The organism is Grimontia sp. SpTr1 (assembly GCF_947387585.1).
GTDB lineage: Bacteria > Pseudomonadota > Gammaproteobacteria > Enterobacterales > Vibrionaceae > Enterovibrio > Enterovibrio indicus.
Genome location: NZ_CANDOD010000003.1, coordinates 77,728 through 95,532, shown reverse-complemented (window position 1 = coordinate 95,532; position 17,805 = coordinate 77,728). Strand labels below are relative to the sequence as shown.

The window sequence follows — 17,805 nt, the reverse complement described above, 5'->3', positions numbered from 1 at the left end:
CGGCTATTTACCTCTGTCTCACGCTAGTACAGAAAACGCCATTTTCAACACCGCATTCACTTTCTCGACATCTTCTCCACGCGCACGCTGCGCCAAAGCTGCAGTTAATTGTGCATCGATGTAATCTGCCACAAACTGGTTAGACATGGTTTCAGGTATCTCTCCGCCTTCCCTCGCTCTCTGCGCCCAACCCTCGATGAAAGCCATAAATTGGTAATGAATTTCCGCTAACGCATTCTGTGTTTTGTCCCCGAGTTTAGTTTGGGTATCCCGCATTTTGACCATCAGGCACCCATCAGGTAACTCTTTTCGCTCATTGCAGACGAATTCCACCAATTCCGCCAGCACACCGCTTAGCGAAGTTTGGCTTTCTAACGTGGCAATCAAAGGGGAAAAGGTTTGCTCAATATAAGCTGCTAGCGCTGCCTCCATTAATCCGTCTTCATTACCAAACTCCCTGTACAGACCGGGTTTGGACACTTCTGCCAGCTTGCAGATTTCGTTGATGGAAACACCTCGGGTACCTTCTTGCCAGTAGGCCTTCATTGCCACATCCAGAATACGTTCCCGGTTGATGGTCTTGGGTCTTCCCCTGGCCGCTTTGGTTTTTTCTTGGGTCATATTTAAGTACCAGCTGGTATTTTATTATTGACAGTATGTTCTGATTGGCATTAATGTACCACCTAGTATTTTAATAAACAATTCGAAGAGGACATCTACCATGGCGCAAGATACTCGCGGAAAAGTGCTGCTGACCGGCATTTCAGGCTTTATTGGACTCCACTGTGCGAAAGAAGCACTTGTACAAGGCTTTGAAGTTGTTGGCTCTGTTCGAAGTGAAGCGAAAGAAAATGAAGTTCGCGCAACACTTGAAGCAGCGTCGGTAGATACTGCCAACCTGAGTTTTGCTCATTTGGACCTGACCTCTGACAAGGGCTGGGATGAAGCAGCAGCAGGATGCGATTACATCATGCACATTGCTTCTCCTTTCACGATTGCCAACCCTAAAACCGAAGATGAAATGATCATCCCTGCTGTTCAGGGTTCACTTCGCGCCTTGCGCGCAGGTAAAGCTGCTGGCGTTAAACGTGTTGTATTGACGAGCTCCATCCTTTCGATGATGGGTACGATGAAGACTGGTACATTCGGCCCTGACAACTGGACGGATACCAACTCAACCGAGATCAGCACTTACACCAAAAGTAAAACGCTGGCGGAGCGTGCAGCGTGGGAATTCATGGAAACTCTTTCAGATGAAAACGCCATGGAGTTGGTTGTGGTCAACCCAGGTGGCGTATTCGGTCCTCCGCTTGGTAGAAACATCACAGGACAAACGATGGCGCTGACCGACCAAATGCTACGTGGCAAACTGCCAATGCTGCCAAACATTGCTTTTCCAATGGTAGATGTTCGTGATCTGGCGGTATTACATGTGAAAGCGCTGACCGAAGCCAGCGCCAAAGGTAAGAGAGTCATTGCAGCAACGTCTGACCCAATCAGCTTTATTCAAATGGCACAGGTCATGAAAGACCAAGGCTACAAAGGACCAAGCACCAGAAAAGCGCCAGATTTTGTGTTGAAGTTCACCGCCTTGTTCGACCGCGAAGCGAAAGGTATGCTGGGAATGCTAAACATGAACCTGAGTGCGGACACTTCAGAAACCAAAGAAGTGTTTGGTTGGACACCACGCCCCGCCGTGGAGTCTATTCAAGACACCGCCAACGCTGTGCATGTACTGCAAAGCTAATCCTGCTTACCAAGCGCTAACAGCAAAGAAAAAGGCCGCGATTGCGGCCTTTTTCGTTTATTCCACTCACCCCATGGTCGGCATAGTGAAATGACTATCGTGGGTTTCCAATCGCACACTAGCAGGCCAACGGGTGGTGACGGTTTTCATTCGGGTGTAGAAACGTACGCCGTCGTTGCCATGTACATTCAATGGCCCAAAGATTGAACGCTTCCAACCGCCGAAGCTATGAAATGCCATCGGTACTGGGATTGGCACATTGACGCCTACCATTCCTGCTAACACGTCTTCGCTGAACTGGCGGGCAGTTTCACCATCGCGGGTGAAAATGGCAGAGCCATTGCCATACTCATGGCGGTTAATCAGTTCTAATGCGGTTTGGTAGTCAGGCACGCGGACTACAGACAACACAGGGCCAAAGATTTCATCCTGATAAATGGTCATGTCAGGCGTCACATCATCAAACAGGGTTGGGCCAACAAAGTAGCCATTGTCATGTCCTTCCACCTGACAACCACGCCCATCGACCACCAGTTTCGCGCCCTGCTCGACACCCGCGTCAATGTAGCCGACAATTTTGTCGCGATGTTGTGCCGAAATAACCGGTCCCATGTCGTTCTCAGGGCCGTCAACAATGCCCGGCCCTACACGCATTTTGTTAATGCTCTCTGACAGCGAAGCCACCAGCTTATCAGCCGTTTCATCGCCCACAGCGACAACAACAGACAGCGCCATACAACGCTCGCCTGCTGCACCAAAGCCCGCACCGACTATCGCGCCGCTTGCCATTTCAAGGTCAGCATCAGGCATCAAGATACAGTGATTTTTTGCACCACCGAGTGCCTGACAGCGTTTGCCATGCGCAGACGCCGTGGAGTAAATGTATTCCGCGATAGGTGTTGAACCAACAAAGCTCACCGCTTGAACGCGCGGATCCGTCAGTAGCACATCAACCGCTTCTTTGTCGCCGTTGACCACGTTGAACACGCCGTCTGGCAATCCGGCTTCTTTCAGTAACTCAGCCAGCATCAGACCCAAAGAAGGATCCTTCTCAGAAGGCTTCAGGACAAAGGTGTTACCGGTAGCAAGGGCAATCGGGAACATCCACATTGGCACCATCGCGGGGAAGTTAAACGGGGTGATCCCTGCACACACACCAAGAGGCTGCATAATGGAGTGACTATCAACTCCAGAGCCCACATTCGCAGAGCTCTCCCCTTTCTGTAGATGAGGAATACCACAAGCAAACTCGACGACTTCCAATCCGCGGGTTAACTCACCTACGGCATCAGAGTAGACTTTACCGTGTTCGTTGCTGATAAGGCGAGCCAACTTATCCTGATTCGCTTCAAGCAGCGCTTTGAATTTGAACATCACACGGGCACGGCGTAATGGTGGCGTTTTCTTCCATGCAGGAAAAGCCGCATGCGCGGCTGCCACGGCTGCTTCTGCCTCTTCCGCTTTGCTCAATACCACCTGACGGGTCTGCTCGCCAGTCGCCGGGTTGAATACTGCACCAAATCGCTCAGTACTGCTTTCTGCGATTTGTCCATTAATAAAGTTATGAACTGTTTCCATGTCTTGGGTCTCCATGTCTCAATCACATCAATCCGGCATTTCGCGCAAAAGTCGCCAAATTGTTATATCCGAGTGTTGCGTATGTCAGTGGGTGCGCAATCGAAGGATCTTGCTCTGCTTCTACCACTAACCAACCTGAGTAATCTGCCTGTTTCAGCACATACATCACCGCCGCATAGTCAATACAACCATCGCCCGGTACGGTGAACACGCCATTTAATACGGCATCTAAAAAGCTGAGCCTGCGGTTTTTGGCATCGTCCAGAACTGATTGGCGAATGTCTTTGCAATGCACGTGATTAATTCTGTCGGCGTGACGCTTGGCAACGGCAATCGGATCGCCACCAGCAAAATGCAGATGACCGGTATCCAGCAGCAAGCCCACTTCTGGGCCAGTTTCCGCCATCAAACGATCCACATCCGCTTCGCTTTCAATCACGGTGCCCATATGGTGGTGATAAGCGATCTGTACCCCGTGGGATTGGGTGTAGTTCGCCAGTTCCGTCAATTTTTGTCCGTATTCCCGCCAGCGATGTTCAGGAAACGCCGGACGCCTTTCGACAGGCATGTTTTGATTTCCGTGAACACAACCTGTAACTTCCGCAAACACCATGACCTTCGCACCGAGTGTTTTCAGCAGATTCAGGTGCGATTGCATCGCTTCTATTTCCTGCTCAACACTTCTGCTCAGCAGTTCACCGGAATACCAGCCAGATACCAGCTTCAGGTCGTGCTTTGCCAAAATCGGGCCCAACACATCAGGGTTACGCGGAAATTTGTTTCCCAACTCAAACCCTGTAAAACCGGCCAGTCTGCCTTCAGAAAGGCATACCTCTAACGGCGTTTCAGCGCCCAGAGAGGGCAAATCATCATTCGTCCACGTCAGTGGGTTAATCCCTAATTCAACAGCCATGATCGTCTCCTTACAATCCGCGTTGACGCCAGGTTTCAATCAACCCGAGATAATTCGCCTTCACGGCAGCAACCAACCCTTGGTTATCCAACTCACCGCGCATCCACTGACGGCTTGGCTCACCAAAGATGGTGCGGCCGACAGCAAAACCCCTAACGGTTTTCGAAACTGACGAAGCAGCAAAACCCGCTTTCAGCTCATCGGCTGGTGCATCCAATCCCAACAGCACCACGCCACGACAATGCGTATCGCGTTGTTCAATCAGTTCATCTACCGCCTGCCAGCCTTGCTTGGTCAGTGGAGGCAATTTCCACCAATCTGGTTTGATGCCCAAATTGTAAAAACGGGTCATCGCACGCAAGTAAAGAAAATCTGCTTCTTTCGCGGAGCTCACCTCGATATCTTTCGGCAAAATCACTTCCACCAACAACTCGTTCCCCGTCGCGCAACAGGCTTCATAGACTTCACGAAGCATGTTTTCCTGCTCCAATTGCAACCCCCGGGTATCGTCGGGGTGATAGAAAACAAGGCATTTAACGACCTGTTCTTTTGGCCAGCTCGCGAGTTGAGTACCAATGTTGCCGTGTTCAAGCCGCAATGGACGCGAGCCCGGCAGCTCGATAGGTCGACCTACCCACCAGCGCTCACTGACATGATTGCCAAACCCTGTTGCAGCGTTCAGCACTTCCATACCAAAGGTAGAGTCGCACAGAATCCCCGCTTTTCCTTTCAGGCCAGATTCCTGCGCCACTTCCTGAGCCGCTTGCCAGATGAGTTTTTTGAGATAAGGGATATGCGCGACGTCTATCCCTGCTTCCTGAGCCATTTCGACAAACTGGGAGCGATGGTCGAAAGCCAGCACACACAAGTCGCTCCAGGCCAGCTCGCGGGTGGTCACTCGGTGAAGGTGGTTCAGCATCCCATCCCTGTCTGGACGTGGGATTTCGTGCTCATGCTGAAGGTAGTAATCCAATTCTTCTTTGGTAGGCATGGCAGGAGAACAGCCGTGACGGGAAACCACCAGCGCGCCACAGGCGTTCGCATAGCGGCAACATTGCTCCCATGATTCATCATTCAGGTAGCCGCGAAGCAATCCCGACATAAAGGCATCACCCGCGCCGAGTACATTCAGCACTTCCACGCGCACGCCTTTCACCGTGATGCCGTCATCCAGAACGCTGCCAATTTCATCAGTGAATACGCTGCACCCCAGTGGCCCGCGTTTACACACCAAGGTCGCATCCGTAAAGGTACGGACAGATTTCAGCGCCTCCACGGAATCTTCCGAGCCACCAGCAATGTGGAACTCTTCTTCTGTGCCGACAATCAGGTCAAACAGGCCCAGCACTTCCTGAAGCTGGCGGGTGACTTCATCTGATTCGATGTAGCGGGTTTCACCGTCTCCCAGCGAGGTCAGGCCCCAAAGTACCGGGCGGTAATCCACATCCAAGGCTGTGCGAACGCCATGTTTGCGTGCGTAATTCAGTGCAGTGATGACCGCTTCACGGGAGCTTGGATTAGAAAGATGGGTGCCCGTAATAGCCAAGCATTTGGCCGAAGCAATGTATTCTTCATTAATGTCTTCTGGGGTGATGGCTTTGTCGGCACAATTGTCGCGGTAGAAAATCAGCGGGAAGGTATCTTCATCTTTGATACCAAGCAGCACCAGTGCCGTCAGCCTTTCTTTATCGATGATGATATTGCTGGTATCGACGCCGACACGTTCCAACTCTTCCATCACAAATCGGCCCATGTGCTCGTCACCAACACGTGCCAACATGCCGGATTTCAGCCCCTGCCTTGCGGTACCGTGAGCAACGTTGCCCGACGAGCCACCCAAATATTTGGCAAAGGTTCGCATGTCTTCTAGGCGCGAACCGACCTGCTCCCCATACAAATCAACGGCGACTCGCCCAAGGCAAATCACGTCCAATGTTTTTTCTACCGTCGTCATTCCCGACTCCTGTCAGATTTCCCATCCTGTTCAGTGTGGCTGAACCTGAAAAATACACTTCATCTAACCGCATTATGAAATGTACGTTTCATTTTATACTAAGATCGAAACGGTAAGATCGCAACCAATGAAACAAACATTTCATGTACTATCTCACTGGTTGGATCATCCTTAAGATCACCACTAGACGACTGGTCTAATTTCAGATAATCTGCTTCACCATGAACACAGAAACCCAATCTACCCGCCAGCACATTCTCGACGTCGGCTACCAACTTATTGTTGAAAAAGGCTTTTCGAACGTCGGTCTGGCGCAACTGCTTAATCATGCCGGGGTGCCGAAAGGCTCCTTCTATCACTATTTCAAATCCAAAGAACAATTCGGCGAAGCCTTGATCGAAGAGTACTTCTCTCAATATCAGGCCAAACTGGATGCGCATTTCAGTAACCCTGCTCTCAATGGTTTTGAGAAGCTCATGGGTTACTGGATGAAATGGATTGAAGTGAATGACGGCATGTGTGGCAGTCAGCGTTGTCTTGTGGTGAAGCTGAGTGCAGAAGTGTCTGATCTGTCTGAGTCTATGCGTATTTCGTTGCTGAATGGCGCAAACCGTATAGTCGCTATGCTTGCTGATTGCGTTCAGATTGGCATTGAAGACGGTTCAATTCAGGTCAGTAACGCTGAACAAGCTGCCAGTCAGCTTTATCAACTTTGGATTGGTGCAAGCTTGATGAGCAAGCTCAACCAGAATGTAGATCCGATGAAACAGGCGCTGGAAAGTACAGAACGCCTGCTCAAAGGACAACACGCTTTTTAATCAAAAGGTGCAGCCGCGCCGATAAAGCCGCCAGATACACTTGGCGGATTTTTTTACCTAGTTACTAGACGACTGGTCTAGTAGTGATATCACAACGTAAAGGGAATCAGCACATGTCAGTTTCGTTGGAAAACAACCGCATTGTTCTAGCTTCACGCCCAGTTGGCGCGCCTGTTACCGATAACTTCCGTTTGGAATCTCAGGCGGTTCCGGCACTGAAAGAAGGCGAGCTACTGCTTCGCACCATTTACCTTTCACTCGACCCTTACATGCGTGGCCGCATGAGCGATGCCAAATCTTACGCTGATCCCGTTGAGCTTGATGATGTAATGGTCGGTGCCACAGTTTGTCAGGTAGAAGACTCACTGAATCCAAACTTTGAAAAAGGTGAATGGGTGCTGGCATACACAGGTTGGCAGTCTTACGCCGTATCTGACGGCGAAGGTCTGCTGAAACTGGGTAAATCCCCTGCTCAACCTTCTTTCGCGCTGGGTATCATGGGTATGCCGGGCTTTACCGCTTACATGGGTCTTTTGGATATCGGTCAGCCGAAAGAAGGAGACACCCTGGTTGTCGCGGCCGCGACTGGCCCTGTTGGCGCAACAGTGGGTCAAATCGGCAAACTAAAAGGCTGCAAAGTCGTCGGCATCGCAGGCGGCGAAGAGAAGTGTCGCCACGCGGTTGAAGTACTGGGCTTCGATGTTTGTATCGATCACAAAGCGGAAGACTTCGCAGAACAACTAGCGGCTGCTTGTGACAAAGGCATCGACGTTTACTACGAAAATGTTGGCGGTAAAGTATTCGACTCGGTACTTCCACTGCTTAATACCGGTGCACGCATTCCGCTATGTGGCTTGGTTTCTCAATACAATGCGACAGCACTGCCAGAAGGCCCAGACCGTATGTCTCTGCTGATGGCAACCTTGCTGATTAAACGCATCAAGATGCAAGGGTTCATCATCTTTGATGATTACGGTCACCGCTACGACGAGTTTGCAGCCGACATGGGCAAATGGCTGATGGAAGGCAAAATGCAGTACAAAGAACAAATCGTTGAAGGTTTGGATGCTGCACCAGAAGCCTTTATGGGTCTGCTGGAAGGCAAAAACTTCGGCAAGTTGGTGGTGAAAATCGCCGAGCCAATCGCTCTCTAATTCCCGCTCCACAATTGAGAAGGAATTGAAAAAGCCCGCCCGGTTTGCGCCCGGCGGGCTTTTTGTCACTTCACCTTCGAAAGCAACGTGTTAGGTTACACTGTAGTTAAGAAAGAATTTCACGCAGGGGATGCAATGAAAAACTGGATCGTTTTAATTTTCACTCATGGCTTTGCCATCGCTATCGGTTTTGCTGCTGGCATTTACGCACTACCCATTCTTATCGCGCCGGAAGGCCCTTCTGTTGAAGTGATCGAATCAACCGCGTCTAAAGCCAATTACTCTGGTGAATTTCGTAAAGACCTGAAAGACAGCGACACCTTCCATTGGGGTGAAGGCAAAGTGTCTATCGGCCCAGAAACGATTTCACTGATGGGAGAGCTCGCGCCAGGCCCAGACTATAAACTCTATCTTTCACCTGAGTTTGTTGAAACAGAAGCCGACTTCAACCGCTTGAAGCCACAAATGCAACGCGTGGGCGATGTAAAAACCTTCCAGAATTTCTTGGTAGAAGTCCCTAGTGATGTCGACCCATCGCAATTCAATACCGTGATTGTTTGGTGTGAATCTTTTGGCGAGTTTATTACCGCAGCGCGTTATAAGTAACATTATTCAATGGGCAGGTTCTCTTGCAAGATGACCTCAGTACGTATTATTTTGCTTCCAGTTGCTGGCGCTGAACCTGCCAATAATTCAAAAGCTCCTCTCGCAACGTCATTCATATTTTGGTGAATAATAGCATCCACTGCGTGACTAATTAGGTAGTCCCGAGAGCTAGAAGTTAGGTTGTGTGCAATCACCACAATATCTCGTTCTAGACCCAACTCTACCAAGGCACTGACAACCCCCCTATTACCTGAGCCTACGTTGTAAATTCCTTTTAAATTAGGTTGGCAACGTATAAGATCGACCACGTTGTAATGATTATCCTCTGGCCCATCCTTACCAGCTAACACATCCAACACTCGAATGCTTGGGCATCTTTCTCTAAGAGCAGCTCTAAAACCCATTTCGCGGTCTTCATGGCTTTGATACATTGAACTTCCGCATAAAATCGCCACTTCACCTTCATCAGCTCTAAGAAAACGCCCCATCAACGCTCCTGCCGTTTTACCAGCAGCGCGGTTATCCATACCCACATGGCTAAGCTGTGGAGAGACCGAAAGATTAGAAAGTAACGAAACGACAGGCATCCCTGTTGCTCTGATGGCACTCAAGCGCTGAGTTGTGCGTGGGTGGTCAATACCGAGGACAACAAGCGCACCAGCCCCCTCATTCAGAGCCTGCTCGATCGCATGGCTAAACGCTACTGGGTCAATACGTCGATAGAAATGAAAACTCACTGGTCTCTCGTAATGCCCACCAAAAGCCTGCAATGCCAATTTCAGGTTTTCATCAATCGAAGGTCCAGCGCCTGAAGGTAGGATGCAATGTATAACTCCTTTGAACTTAATCCTTCTCTCCTCTAGCGTTTGCCCCAACTTGGTATCTTTTAACTTTTGATAAGCTTCCCAAACCCTCTCAGCTGTAAGTGCCCTGACATTAGGTCGACGATTTAGGACACGATCAACAGTTGCCGTGCTGACTCCCGCTAGGTCAGCAATATCAGACAAGCGGAATTTTTGTTTTGGTTTCATCGTTAATTCCTAGTTGAGCTTTTATTATGATTTTATTTGAGGTTTTTAATTTATAAACATCAAAAACCATCATTTTTCTACCTTATCAAAAATAAGAAAAAACAAATTTATAATTGATAATGTATTTTCAACAGAGAGAACACGCTGTTTCTGATTGATGTGATTTGATGAAATCCACCATGCTCCAAAGTCATTCTAATTGCTAAACACCTCCACAAAAAACCCAATAATACTAATAAAAACATAAGTATAGTTAGTTTATTACTTTCAAGAAAGAAGCGAGACTCATACTATTTTCAAGGGGGGCTTTTGTTTGAGCACAAGAGAAACTAGTTCTAACCTCCTATTATCGATAAAAAGTAATTGATGTTTTTTGATTTTATTGACCCTTATTGAATTACACGGAGGTTTTCAGTGAAAAATGTAGGTTTTATAGGGTTAGGTGACATGGGATCACAGATGGCAATGAACCTCAAGAAGAGTGGGTTTCAGCCAATTGGCTTTGACCTTAGTGAATCAAGGATGGAGTCGCTACGAGAGATAGGAGGAGTAACCGCAGCAACCTGTTCTGACGTCGGCACATATTGCGATGTTGCTTTTGTTATGGTGATGAACGGGACACAAGTCAAAAACGTCGTACAGCAGTTAGGGGAATCAATGCAGCCTGGTAGCACGATTATTGTCACTGCAACAATTCACGCCTCTGAAATTCGTGAAGCTTACGCCATTGCTCAGGAAAAGGGACTGGAGATGATTGATAGCCCTGTCAGTGGGGGCTTGGGCGGTGCACAGAATGCAACATTGACACTCATGCCTGCAGCCAAATCCAGCGTCCTCGAAGCCAATCGTCCCCTTTTAGAGGCCATTTCCAGCAACATTCTCTATGTCGGTGAACAAGTAGGGGCAGGACAAACCGTGAAAGCCTCGTTGCAGGCCTACATTGGTGCTTCTTTCACCGCTATTTTCGAATCATTGGTACTCGGAGCCAAAGCTGGTGTCGATGGCAAAGTCCTCTTTGAAGTTTTTGGCAAAAGCGCCGCCGCTAGCCCTCTTTTTAACAATTGCGCCAAGCTGATTCTGGACCGGAAATTCGAAAAAACAGGAAGTCATATCGCCACCATGTATAAAGATCTCAGCATCACAATGGCCATGGCAAAAGAAAACGGCGTGCCTATGTTTACGACCGCCTCAGCTTTCGAGTTATTCCAGGCAGGTAAAACCATGTATCCCGAGGGAGATAACTGGTCGATTGTAAAAATGCTCGAAAAAATGGCTGATACCAAGGTGGAATGGTAAGAAGAATCTATGGCGGCAGTGATAAATGAATCTTTCTGATGCAATAGGTACTTTCAATACCCCTGCGAAACCTTACCTTAACGTCACTGCCGCTATAGAAAGAATGAGCGTTACCCACTTACAAGTTAAGACATTGAAATAAAATGAAAGCAACACATAAGTCTAATACTCACTGGCCTAAGTTAAGTCGTGCCTATCGATTGAATAGTCACTAACGATTTCAGCTAGCAGATGAAAAACCTTAACCTAATGCCAATAGCTACAGAGTAAGAGATAAGAAACATGTCAGGTAAGAAAGCACTGGTCGTTGAAGGTGGAGCCATGCGCGGTATTTTCGCGAGCGGTGTGTTAGATGCGTTTTTGGACGTTAATTTTAATCCTTTTGATTTCGCCATTGGCGTATCTGCTGGTGCCTCTAACCTGTTGGGTTATCTTGCTCAGCAGTCTAACCGCAGCTATCAGGTGATCACTGGTTTGGCGACCGATGATGCTTTCTTTAACCCTGCACGTTTTGTTCGTGGCGGTAATCTGGTTGACGTTCAGTGGCTGGAACAGGAATCTCTGAGCCGCTTCCCTCTCGACATAAATACCCTTTTCAACAATATCCCTTTGCTGGCAGCAGTGACCAATGTGGATACTGGTGATGCAGACTATTACTGGGTTAAGCCAGACAATATGTCCAAAGTGATTGAAGCGACCACTGCCCTGCCAATCGCTTATCGCCCGACGCCGTGTTTCTCTGGCGGTTGCTACACGGATGGCGGCGTGGCAGATTCCATTCCGGTTGCAGAAGCCTATCGACGCGGTGCGCGAGAAATCACAGTTATCCTGTCACAGCCTGGCGACTATGAAATGTCTCCAATGAAAATGCCAAAGCTGATGGATCAACTGCTGAAGAAATACCCTCACGTTGCAGATGCGATGCGTAAACGTGCGGAGCGTTATAACGCCTCGCTGGCGTTTATTAAGAATCCGCCAAAGGATTGCGTGGTGAATGTGATTGCGCCACCAGACACCTTCCCTGTTGGTCGCTTTACCATGAAAAAATCCAAATTAGATGAAGGCTATGGCATGGGTATTCAAGCGGGTCAGGCATACATGTTCAATATGTACAAAGACGTGTTAAAGCAGCAAGTGCTGGAAGAAGGGTCGACCAGAAAGGTTCGGGATTTGGTGGTTTGAGCAACATTCATTAGCAACTAACCTGTATCGGTTTAGACAAAAGCGAATTCGCAATTATCACCTTAGGCGTTCGTTTCGAGAAGGCTTTCTGGCGCATGGATAAAAAGTTACTTTGGCATACGCGTCGGCAATTTGAATTCTATATCTCTCCAGAGACCTGCTTCCTCACCATCTTCTGTTCGATTAAGAGGTGGATTGGATAAACAGTGCGTTTCGATGACCTTTAAAATCGAATCCACATAATTAGTATCAAGATCGCTTTTCTTGAGGCTTTCATAGATATCTATCCATGTATTGAAGTGTATATAGACCAGAGGTTGCCAGAGCGCGCAAAGCAGCAAGTATTCTCTGTGTGTTAGTCGATTTGCCAGATACGCCATGCGCGCATGCGCTAGGTCAATCATAGAGTCTGTGAGTGTATGATCAGCCAGTTGCTCACGCTCCAGAGCATAATCGAAATTTGTCGATGCAAGAGAATTAAGAGTACGGCGAAATTCTGGTGAAAATTGCAAATCGATAGCAATTCTATCTGCATCATCGAGTCTAGCCAGCGCCAATTTCTGATGCGCCCAATAGCAATTTATAACCACCTCAAGAAACGAATTCAGAAATGAAGAGGTATCTGGGAAATCAAGCTCTTGGACAAGAAACCCTGATAATAAACCTCTAAACTTCACCGCTTCTTCTGGAGGGTTTTCAAAGCTGAATTGAGACCGGAACCCTTGAGTCCGAGTGATGTACTCAAAACCGAGTTCACCGTACAGACCCAGAAGTAATGGGCCGGAGTATAGGTTAGCCCAGCAAAGTGGCCAAATTTCTCTAGGTGATTCAATATTGTCGTCATAGCAAATTGCCCCAGAGAGCATTGTCCACGCTGGTGCGGAAGTGCCAAAGCAAGAGTTGTAGGTGAGGCGCCCCTTCCAATTGGTAACCCAGTCCGTAATTCTGGTGGAAAGTTCTGGGTTTTGTTCTTCATTTGCCAACGCATATCTGTGTAAATTGAATATCGCCGCGAGGTCTAGCAACTCATCATTAACTCGCGACTGTCCGAATACTGTCAAAAGGTACTGTACGATATCGAGATTACCTGTGCTAGCCGCATGCACAACCGAATCTATGGGGATCTCTTTCCCGACTGAGCATAAATGATTAACTAAAGTTTCGATGTAGTATTTATTGCAACCACATGAAATCATTGAACTTAGCACATCGAAAAGATCATGTGAGCCTATGAGCAGTGCTTTAAAGGCGTTAGGCTTGTCGTTCAACGCGCAATAAAGAAGAGGGGTTGTGTTATGCGCCCAGCTTGAGACGAACCGGTACTTATGACAGTCAACGCTTTGGGCAGTGAGTGCTTCGATGATTTCGACATTGTCCGTAACCAACGCTTCAAGCAGCGCGAAGTATCCGCTCGTAGGGCGATCTCGAATACGCTTGTTTTTCAAATCGGCCTGCCAGTTCGGCTTTGCGGAAGTTATAACCTCCTTGAGACCTGCCATAAACCTTTCTAGCTGCGGGTTACCTGGTCCTCCCACTGACTTATAAGACATGACAGAGTCGTAATCCGACTGATACAACTTTATCTTTCTCTCTGCCACCTGAATAAGGTGTTCGATTTGCTGAATGCTCAAGTCAGAACTATCAGCCCAATCTTTGTTGAGGTGGTCAAATAGGAGGTTGAGCAGAGTAATATCTGTCACTGGCATGCTCAAAAATTCAAGTAACGTTTTGTAGTCAAAACTTGGAGAAGTTTTTATTATATCTTCGATGATGATTGCGTCAGATTTCTTCGCAAGGGCAATACGTGCCAATCTTGGAGAACTGAATGATCTCTGCCTTAGCACTTGGAACACCGTGCCTTTATCGTTCAAAAGCGCAAATTCAACTGGCAGGATATTTCTCTGTAATGGGCGAGATAAATCACACCCGGCTGCTTCAAGCTGATTCAAAAGGTGAATATCTTCTGCAAGTATTGCTGCCTCAATAGAAAGAATTGGCAACCGCCAATCTTTTATTATCGTGCCTTGCTCGAGAGCTCCTCTCCAATCAAGCATATTGGCGATTTGTAGCATTTTAAACTTCGCGATAATCTCAGGGTTTTCAGTTTTTAATACTGCGTCGTCAAGACCATCAGGTGGATCACTGTCTGTCCATCCATTTTTGCGTCGGTATTCAATCAAGGTGCTAGGTATTTCGTACACCAATCTATTTGACTCGTCCGGAGAATAGCTAGGGTATAAAAAGAGATGATCGAAGACTGAGCTCAACCCATCTTTAAAATCGAAGAAGTCGGCGTTAGGAACCCGATATTCCCATCCAGCGATTCCGCAATGAAAAGCTGAAGCCGTTTCATTGTTTTTAAAGTCAACAAAAAGTCTTTCAATATAGTCTTGTCCTGCCATTACGGGCAGTGAGGGAATAGAGTCTCCATCACTGTTTTGCCACTCATTTTCAATCCAACCGTAAAGATCTTTATATCCATTGTCTTTGGGCGCGCAGATATTATTGAGCCCTAAAGTCTCTACAAAACCGGAAAAATCAGCGAGGAGATTATATTCATGTTCTCCACCAAAGCATTGTTGCCAGAGTTTTAAAACACTTCGAGGAATTGGCTGGCCGCATGCAGACTCAACAGCGTCTATTTCTGCTACGGTGATAGGTTCACGCGCTCTGAATATAGCTTTATTTCGATAGAAAACCACGCCTTGAGCGGCCAATTCAGCGCGTTCGCTGTCTGTAAATTCGCCCATACTAGCCATCTTTTTTTCAGGAGCTATTTCAATTTCTTTGACGTAAGAACCGGCTCTAGTTTTAGCCAGAGCCTGCAACAATCTCCCAAAGAGGCCTTTCACAACTTCATCTCCTTGCTACTTGCCCTTTCTTCCCTGTACATGGTTGGATTTCAGCCTCACAAAAAATTTGAAAGATATGCCATCGCGATAGTACACAGTAACGTGAGAAGTACAGGTTTCAAAAGTAAGAAGGAAACTCAGTCTGTTTTGTACCTCCTATTCAATCGTCAAACCGAAACCAACCAACAAAAGGAATGAATGCTGGCAAACAGAGAATCGTTGTTATGTAGCGAACGACGTAGAATGAAAACTGGGAATAAACACAACTAAGTACCCCTACCAGCTTTATGCCCCCAAAATTCACTTGCCCACCCGTCTCTATTTCTGTAGTTTAAAAATTCATCACCAAAAAAAGAGTCACTTATGGTTTACCAATCTCTACCACTCTGGCTACTTCTTCTTATGCCCTTCAGTCGGTAGAGTGACTCGTTTCCGGCTGTGAGTAGAACAGCCGGATGTCGCCCTCTCACAGCCTTGATTAAAACAACAAACCCATATCAAGGAAGTGAACAATGAATGACGCGTCTTTAAGTACGCAAGACTCCTCCGATTACCGAACCGGTATCATTTACGCCTTAATTGGCACGGTGCTTTTCTCCATCAAGCCTGTGCTTATCAAGCTCGCGTACACAATGGGTGGTGATGCCACTGCTATCATGAGTCTTCGCGCGGCGTCTTCCCTTCCAATTTACTTCCTCATCCTGCTCTGGCTATGCCGTAATGCCAGTGAACGCAGCAAAGTACGACAGTTTGGTTGGCAAGCAGCGCTGGTTGGTGTGCTTGGCTACTACTTCGCAGCATTGCTGGACATCATGGCGCTGGAGTTTATTTCAGCTCAGCTGGAACGCTTGTTGATCTTCCTGTTTCCATCATTTGTGGTGATCATCAGCTGGGTCTTTATGAAAGAAGCACCGCGAAAAGGTACGTTTCTCTCCATTGCCATTGGTTATGTCGGCGTTGCCATGATTGTGCTGCATGATTTCAGCTCATTTGGTTCACAGGTTTGGCTTGGCAGTGTGATGGCCATTGCAGCAGCCTTGGCCTTTGCTGTTTATCTGGTGTTGAGCAAGAAAGTGATTGGCCAGATGGGTTCCCAACTTTTCACCAGTATTGGTATGGGGAGTGCGGGTCTGGTGATCATGGCTCAGTATCAGGTAAAAGGGGCGCAATTCAGTGATATGTCGAATGAGCTTATTGCGCTGGGCGTCGTGCTGGGTTTTTTCTGTACGGTGTTGCCTTCGTACTTTGTCGCTGCGGCCATGGCAAGGTTAACCCCTTCTGTGCTGAGCCTGACCAGCAATATTGGCCCCGCTGTGACCGCACTTTTTGCAATTACCCTGCTTGATGAAGCATTCACCATCTGGCACGGCCTAGGGATGATTCTGGTGGTTTATGCGGTGGTGAGGATCAACAAGAAGTCATAATTACGATATTTATCAAAAGGTAACGTATCGCAAAAGAGCAAAAAATGATCGCCAAGTTTGAGAATACATCGGCTAAACTCAACCCCCTATCAAGTAGCTATACCAATCACAGTAGGTAGCTGATCAGAAATAGCGCAGGAAAAATGCTCGAGAACAAGGAGGAAAATTTCGATAAGTAGTTATTCTACAATCAAATTTTTCAACGCAGTTATCGAGCATTTTAACAAGCTAGGATGAGCAGATATTTACTAGGATTGGTATTGACATCAATACTGAGAAAGGGAGCCGATAATGGGTGAAGCGCCGGCAGCCTCAAATTACCTGTACTATTTCATTCTGATGATCATTGCTTACCCTATGGGCGTCGTACTTTGCGGGTGTTTATTTTACGAAAAGCGCCACCAAGATATCGCGGCGACCTACTATGGCCTCATAGGTTTGGTTTTAGCGGGGTATTTCCTCTATAAACATATGCAAACCGACGTGATTTACGGTAAAGAAGCGATTGAGATATCTCATGCCAAGCAAGCCCAAGAGGCTGCTTGGCAACAAAGTAAAGAAGAGCGCCGGCTGAAACGGAATCAGGAAGAGACATCAACCCCATAGCGGAAACAGCTGGTCAGGTGATCGTTCACCATGCCCGTTGCTTGCATATACGCATAACAAATCGTGGTACCCACAAACTTAAAGCCTTTCTTTTTCAGCGCTTTACTCATAGCATCAGACTCAGGTGTGGAGCTCGGCACATCTGCTAAGGTTTCCCAGTGATTGATGATGGATTTCCCACCCACAAACTGCCAGATGTACTCATTGAAACTGCCAAACTCTTTCTGGATTTCCAACACCAACTTGGCGTTAATCACTGTGCCATTCACTTTGAGTTTGTTACGGACGATGGCTGGGTTTTCCAACAGCTCGGCGATTTTCTTTTCGTCGTAAGCTGCTACGGTTTCAATGTGGAATTTATCAAAGGCTTCTCTGTAACCTTCACGCTTTTTGAGAATGGTGGTCCAACTTAATCCTGCTTGCGCGCCTTCCAGAATCAGCATTTCAAACAATTGCTGATCATCATGAACAGGCACACCCCACTCTTCGTCATGATATTTCTGGTCCAGTTCGCTAACATTCGCCCAGCTGCAACGTTCCATGTTTTCCCCGTATTTTGTGTGAACACCAATACTGTATATTTATACATATTAATTGCGATTCGCGCAAAAAAAAGAGGACGCAATCATGAGACTACATCCCCT

At 47.5% G+C, this 17,805-nt stretch carries 15 protein-coding genes; 8 read left to right on the top strand and 7 right to left on the bottom strand.

Going from position 1 to position 17,805, the window contains the following annotated elements:
- Positions 1–18 precede the first annotated feature (18 nt).
- The gene (locus tag QL223_RS07185) at positions 19–621 is read right to left on the bottom strand and encodes a TetR/AcrR family transcriptional regulator (protein ID WP_002540138.1); all 603 of its coding nucleotides are present in this window, start codon (positions 619–621) and stop codon (positions 19–21) included.
- Positions 622–721: 100 nt separating this feature from the next.
- On the opposite strand from QL223_RS07185, the gene QL223_RS07180 reads away from it, so the two are divergent.
- Positions 722–1,747 (top strand): NAD-dependent epimerase/dehydratase family protein, encoded by a 1,026-nt coding sequence (locus tag QL223_RS07180; RefSeq protein WP_281544317.1) that lies wholly within the window; start codon positions 722–724, stop codon positions 1,745–1,747.
- 66 nt (positions 1,748–1,813) lie between these two features.
- On the opposite strand, the gene QL223_RS07175 is transcribed toward QL223_RS07180, so the two are convergent.
- The 3 genes from QL223_RS07175 to iolC are packed head-to-tail and all read right to left on the bottom strand — an operon-like array spanning position 1,814 to position 6,192.
- Positions 1,814–3,325 (bottom strand): CoA-acylating methylmalonate-semialdehyde dehydrogenase, encoded by a 1,512-nt coding sequence (locus QL223_RS07175; RefSeq protein WP_281544316.1) that lies wholly within the window; start codon positions 3,323–3,325, stop codon positions 1,814–1,816.
- Positions 3,326–3,347: 22 nt separating this feature from the next.
- Positions 3,348–4,238, bottom strand: coding sequence for a myo-inosose-2 dehydratase (iolE, locus tag QL223_RS07170; RefSeq protein WP_281544315.1), 891 nt, complete (start codon positions 4,236–4,238; stop codon positions 3,348–3,350).
- A 10-nt stretch (positions 4,239–4,248) separates the two neighbouring features.
- Positions 4,249–6,192, bottom strand: coding sequence for a 5-dehydro-2-deoxygluconokinase (iolC, locus tag QL223_RS07165; protein WP_281544314.1), 1,944 nt, complete (start codon positions 6,190–6,192; stop codon positions 4,249–4,251).
- Between the two features lie 221 nt (positions 6,193–6,413).
- Between iolC and QL223_RS07160 the strand changes: the two genes are divergently transcribed.
- From QL223_RS07160 to QL223_RS07150, 3 genes are all read left to right on the top strand, one after another.
- A complete protein-coding gene (locus QL223_RS07160; RefSeq protein ID WP_002540143.1) occupies positions 6,414–7,010 on the top strand; it encodes a TetR/AcrR family transcriptional regulator in 597 nt (198 codons plus the stop codon).
- A gap of 113 nt (positions 7,011–7,123) precedes the next feature.
- Complete coding sequence (locus QL223_RS07155) at positions 7,124–8,164, top strand: NADP-dependent oxidoreductase (protein ID WP_002540144.1); 1,041 nt, start codon at positions 7,124–7,126, stop codon at positions 8,162–8,164.
- Between the two features lie 135 nt (positions 8,165–8,299).
- Complete coding sequence (locus tag QL223_RS07150; RefSeq protein ID WP_002540145.1) at positions 8,300–8,770, top strand: DM13 domain-containing protein; 471 nt, start codon at positions 8,300–8,302, stop codon at positions 8,768–8,770.
- A gap of 2 nt (positions 8,771–8,772) precedes the next feature.
- Here QL223_RS07150 and QL223_RS07145 read toward each other — a convergent pair whose 3' ends face one another.
- On the bottom strand, positions 8,773–9,801 hold the full coding sequence (locus tag QL223_RS07145) for a LacI family DNA-binding transcriptional regulator (protein WP_281544313.1): 1,029 nt from the start codon (positions 9,799–9,801) through the stop codon (positions 8,773–8,775).
- Positions 9,802–10,215: 414 nt separating this feature from the next.
- Here QL223_RS07145 and QL223_RS07140 point away from each other — a divergent pair, with 414 nt between their 5' ends.
- Together QL223_RS07140 and QL223_RS07135 are read left to right on the top strand one after the other, a co-directional pair.
- On the top strand, positions 10,216–11,097 hold the full coding sequence (locus QL223_RS07140) for an NAD(P)-dependent oxidoreductase (RefSeq protein WP_281544312.1): 882 nt from the start codon (positions 10,216–10,218) through the stop codon (positions 11,095–11,097).
- A 282-nt stretch (positions 11,098–11,379) separates the two neighbouring features.
- The gene (locus QL223_RS07135) at positions 11,380–12,279 is read left to right on the top strand and encodes a patatin family protein (RefSeq protein WP_281544311.1); all 900 of its coding nucleotides are present in this window, start codon (positions 11,380–11,382) and stop codon (positions 12,277–12,279) included.
- 107 nt (positions 12,280–12,386) lie between these two features.
- Here QL223_RS07135 and QL223_RS07130 read toward each other — a convergent pair whose 3' ends face one another.
- Positions 12,387–15,131, bottom strand: coding sequence for a hypothetical protein (locus QL223_RS07130; protein ID WP_281544310.1), 2,745 nt, complete (start codon positions 15,129–15,131; stop codon positions 12,387–12,389).
- Between the two features lie 512 nt (positions 15,132–15,643).
- Here QL223_RS07130 and QL223_RS07125 point away from each other — a divergent pair.
- Entirely contained in the window at positions 15,644–16,555 is a 912-nt protein-coding gene (locus QL223_RS07125; protein ID WP_281544309.1) for a DMT family transporter, read from the top strand.
- A 291-nt stretch (positions 16,556–16,846) separates the two neighbouring features.
- Positions 16,847–17,161, top strand: coding sequence for a hypothetical protein (locus QL223_RS07120; RefSeq protein WP_281544308.1), 315 nt, complete (start codon positions 16,847–16,849; stop codon positions 17,159–17,161).
- Here the strand turns inward: QL223_RS07120 and QL223_RS07115 are convergent.
- Positions 17,137–17,703 carry a DNA-3-methyladenine glycosylase I gene (locus tag QL223_RS07115; protein ID WP_281544307.1) on the bottom strand — a complete coding sequence of 189 codons (567 nt, stop codon included), beginning with the start codon at positions 17,701–17,703 and terminating at the stop codon, positions 17,137–17,139. The two genes, QL223_RS07120 and QL223_RS07115, sit on opposite strands and share 25 nt — an antisense overlap.
- Positions 17,704–17,805: the final 102 nt, after the last annotated feature.

Excerpts from the sequence above, each read along its gene's own strand:
- QL223_RS07175 (WP_281544316.1), bottom strand. The coding sequence starts at position 3,325 with ATGGAAACAGTTCATAACTTTATTAATGGACAAATCGCAGAAAGCAGT.
- iolC (WP_281544314.1), bottom strand. The coding sequence starts at position 6,192 with ATGACGACGGTAGAAAAAACATTGGACGTGATTTGCCTTGGGCGAGTC.
- QL223_RS07115 (WP_281544307.1), bottom strand. The coding sequence starts at position 17,703 with ATGGAACGTTGCAGCTGGGCGAATGTTAGCGAACTGGACCAGAAATAT.
- QL223_RS07155 (WP_002540144.1), top strand. The coding sequence starts at position 7,124 with ATGTCAGTTTCGTTGGAAAACAACCGCATTGTTCTAGCTTCACGCCCA.
- QL223_RS07135 (WP_281544311.1), top strand. The coding sequence starts at position 11,380 with ATGTCAGGTAAGAAAGCACTGGTCGTTGAAGGTGGAGCCATGCGCGGT.
- iolE (WP_281544315.1), bottom strand. The coding sequence starts at position 4,238 with ATGGCTGTTGAATTAGGGATTAACCCACTGACGTGGACGAATGATGAT.
- QL223_RS07160 (WP_002540143.1), top strand. The coding sequence starts at position 6,414 with ATGAACACAGAAACCCAATCTACCCGCCAGCACATTCTCGACGTCGGC.
- QL223_RS07180 (WP_281544317.1), top strand. The coding sequence starts at position 722 with ATGGCGCAAGATACTCGCGGAAAAGTGCTGCTGACCGGCATTTCAGGC.
- QL223_RS07145 (WP_281544313.1), bottom strand. The coding sequence starts at position 9,801 with ATGAAACCAAAACAAAAATTCCGCTTGTCTGATATTGCTGACCTAGCG.
- QL223_RS07185 (WP_002540138.1), bottom strand. The coding sequence starts at position 621 with ATGACCCAAGAAAAAACCAAAGCGGCCAGGGGAAGACCCAAGACCATC.
- QL223_RS07150 (WP_002540145.1), top strand. The coding sequence starts at position 8,300 with ATGAAAAACTGGATCGTTTTAATTTTCACTCATGGCTTTGCCATCGCT.
- QL223_RS07125 (WP_281544309.1), top strand. The coding sequence starts at position 15,644 with ATGAATGACGCGTCTTTAAGTACGCAAGACTCCTCCGATTACCGAACC.
- QL223_RS07120 (WP_281544308.1), top strand. The coding sequence starts at position 16,847 with ATGGGTGAAGCGCCGGCAGCCTCAAATTACCTGTACTATTTCATTCTG.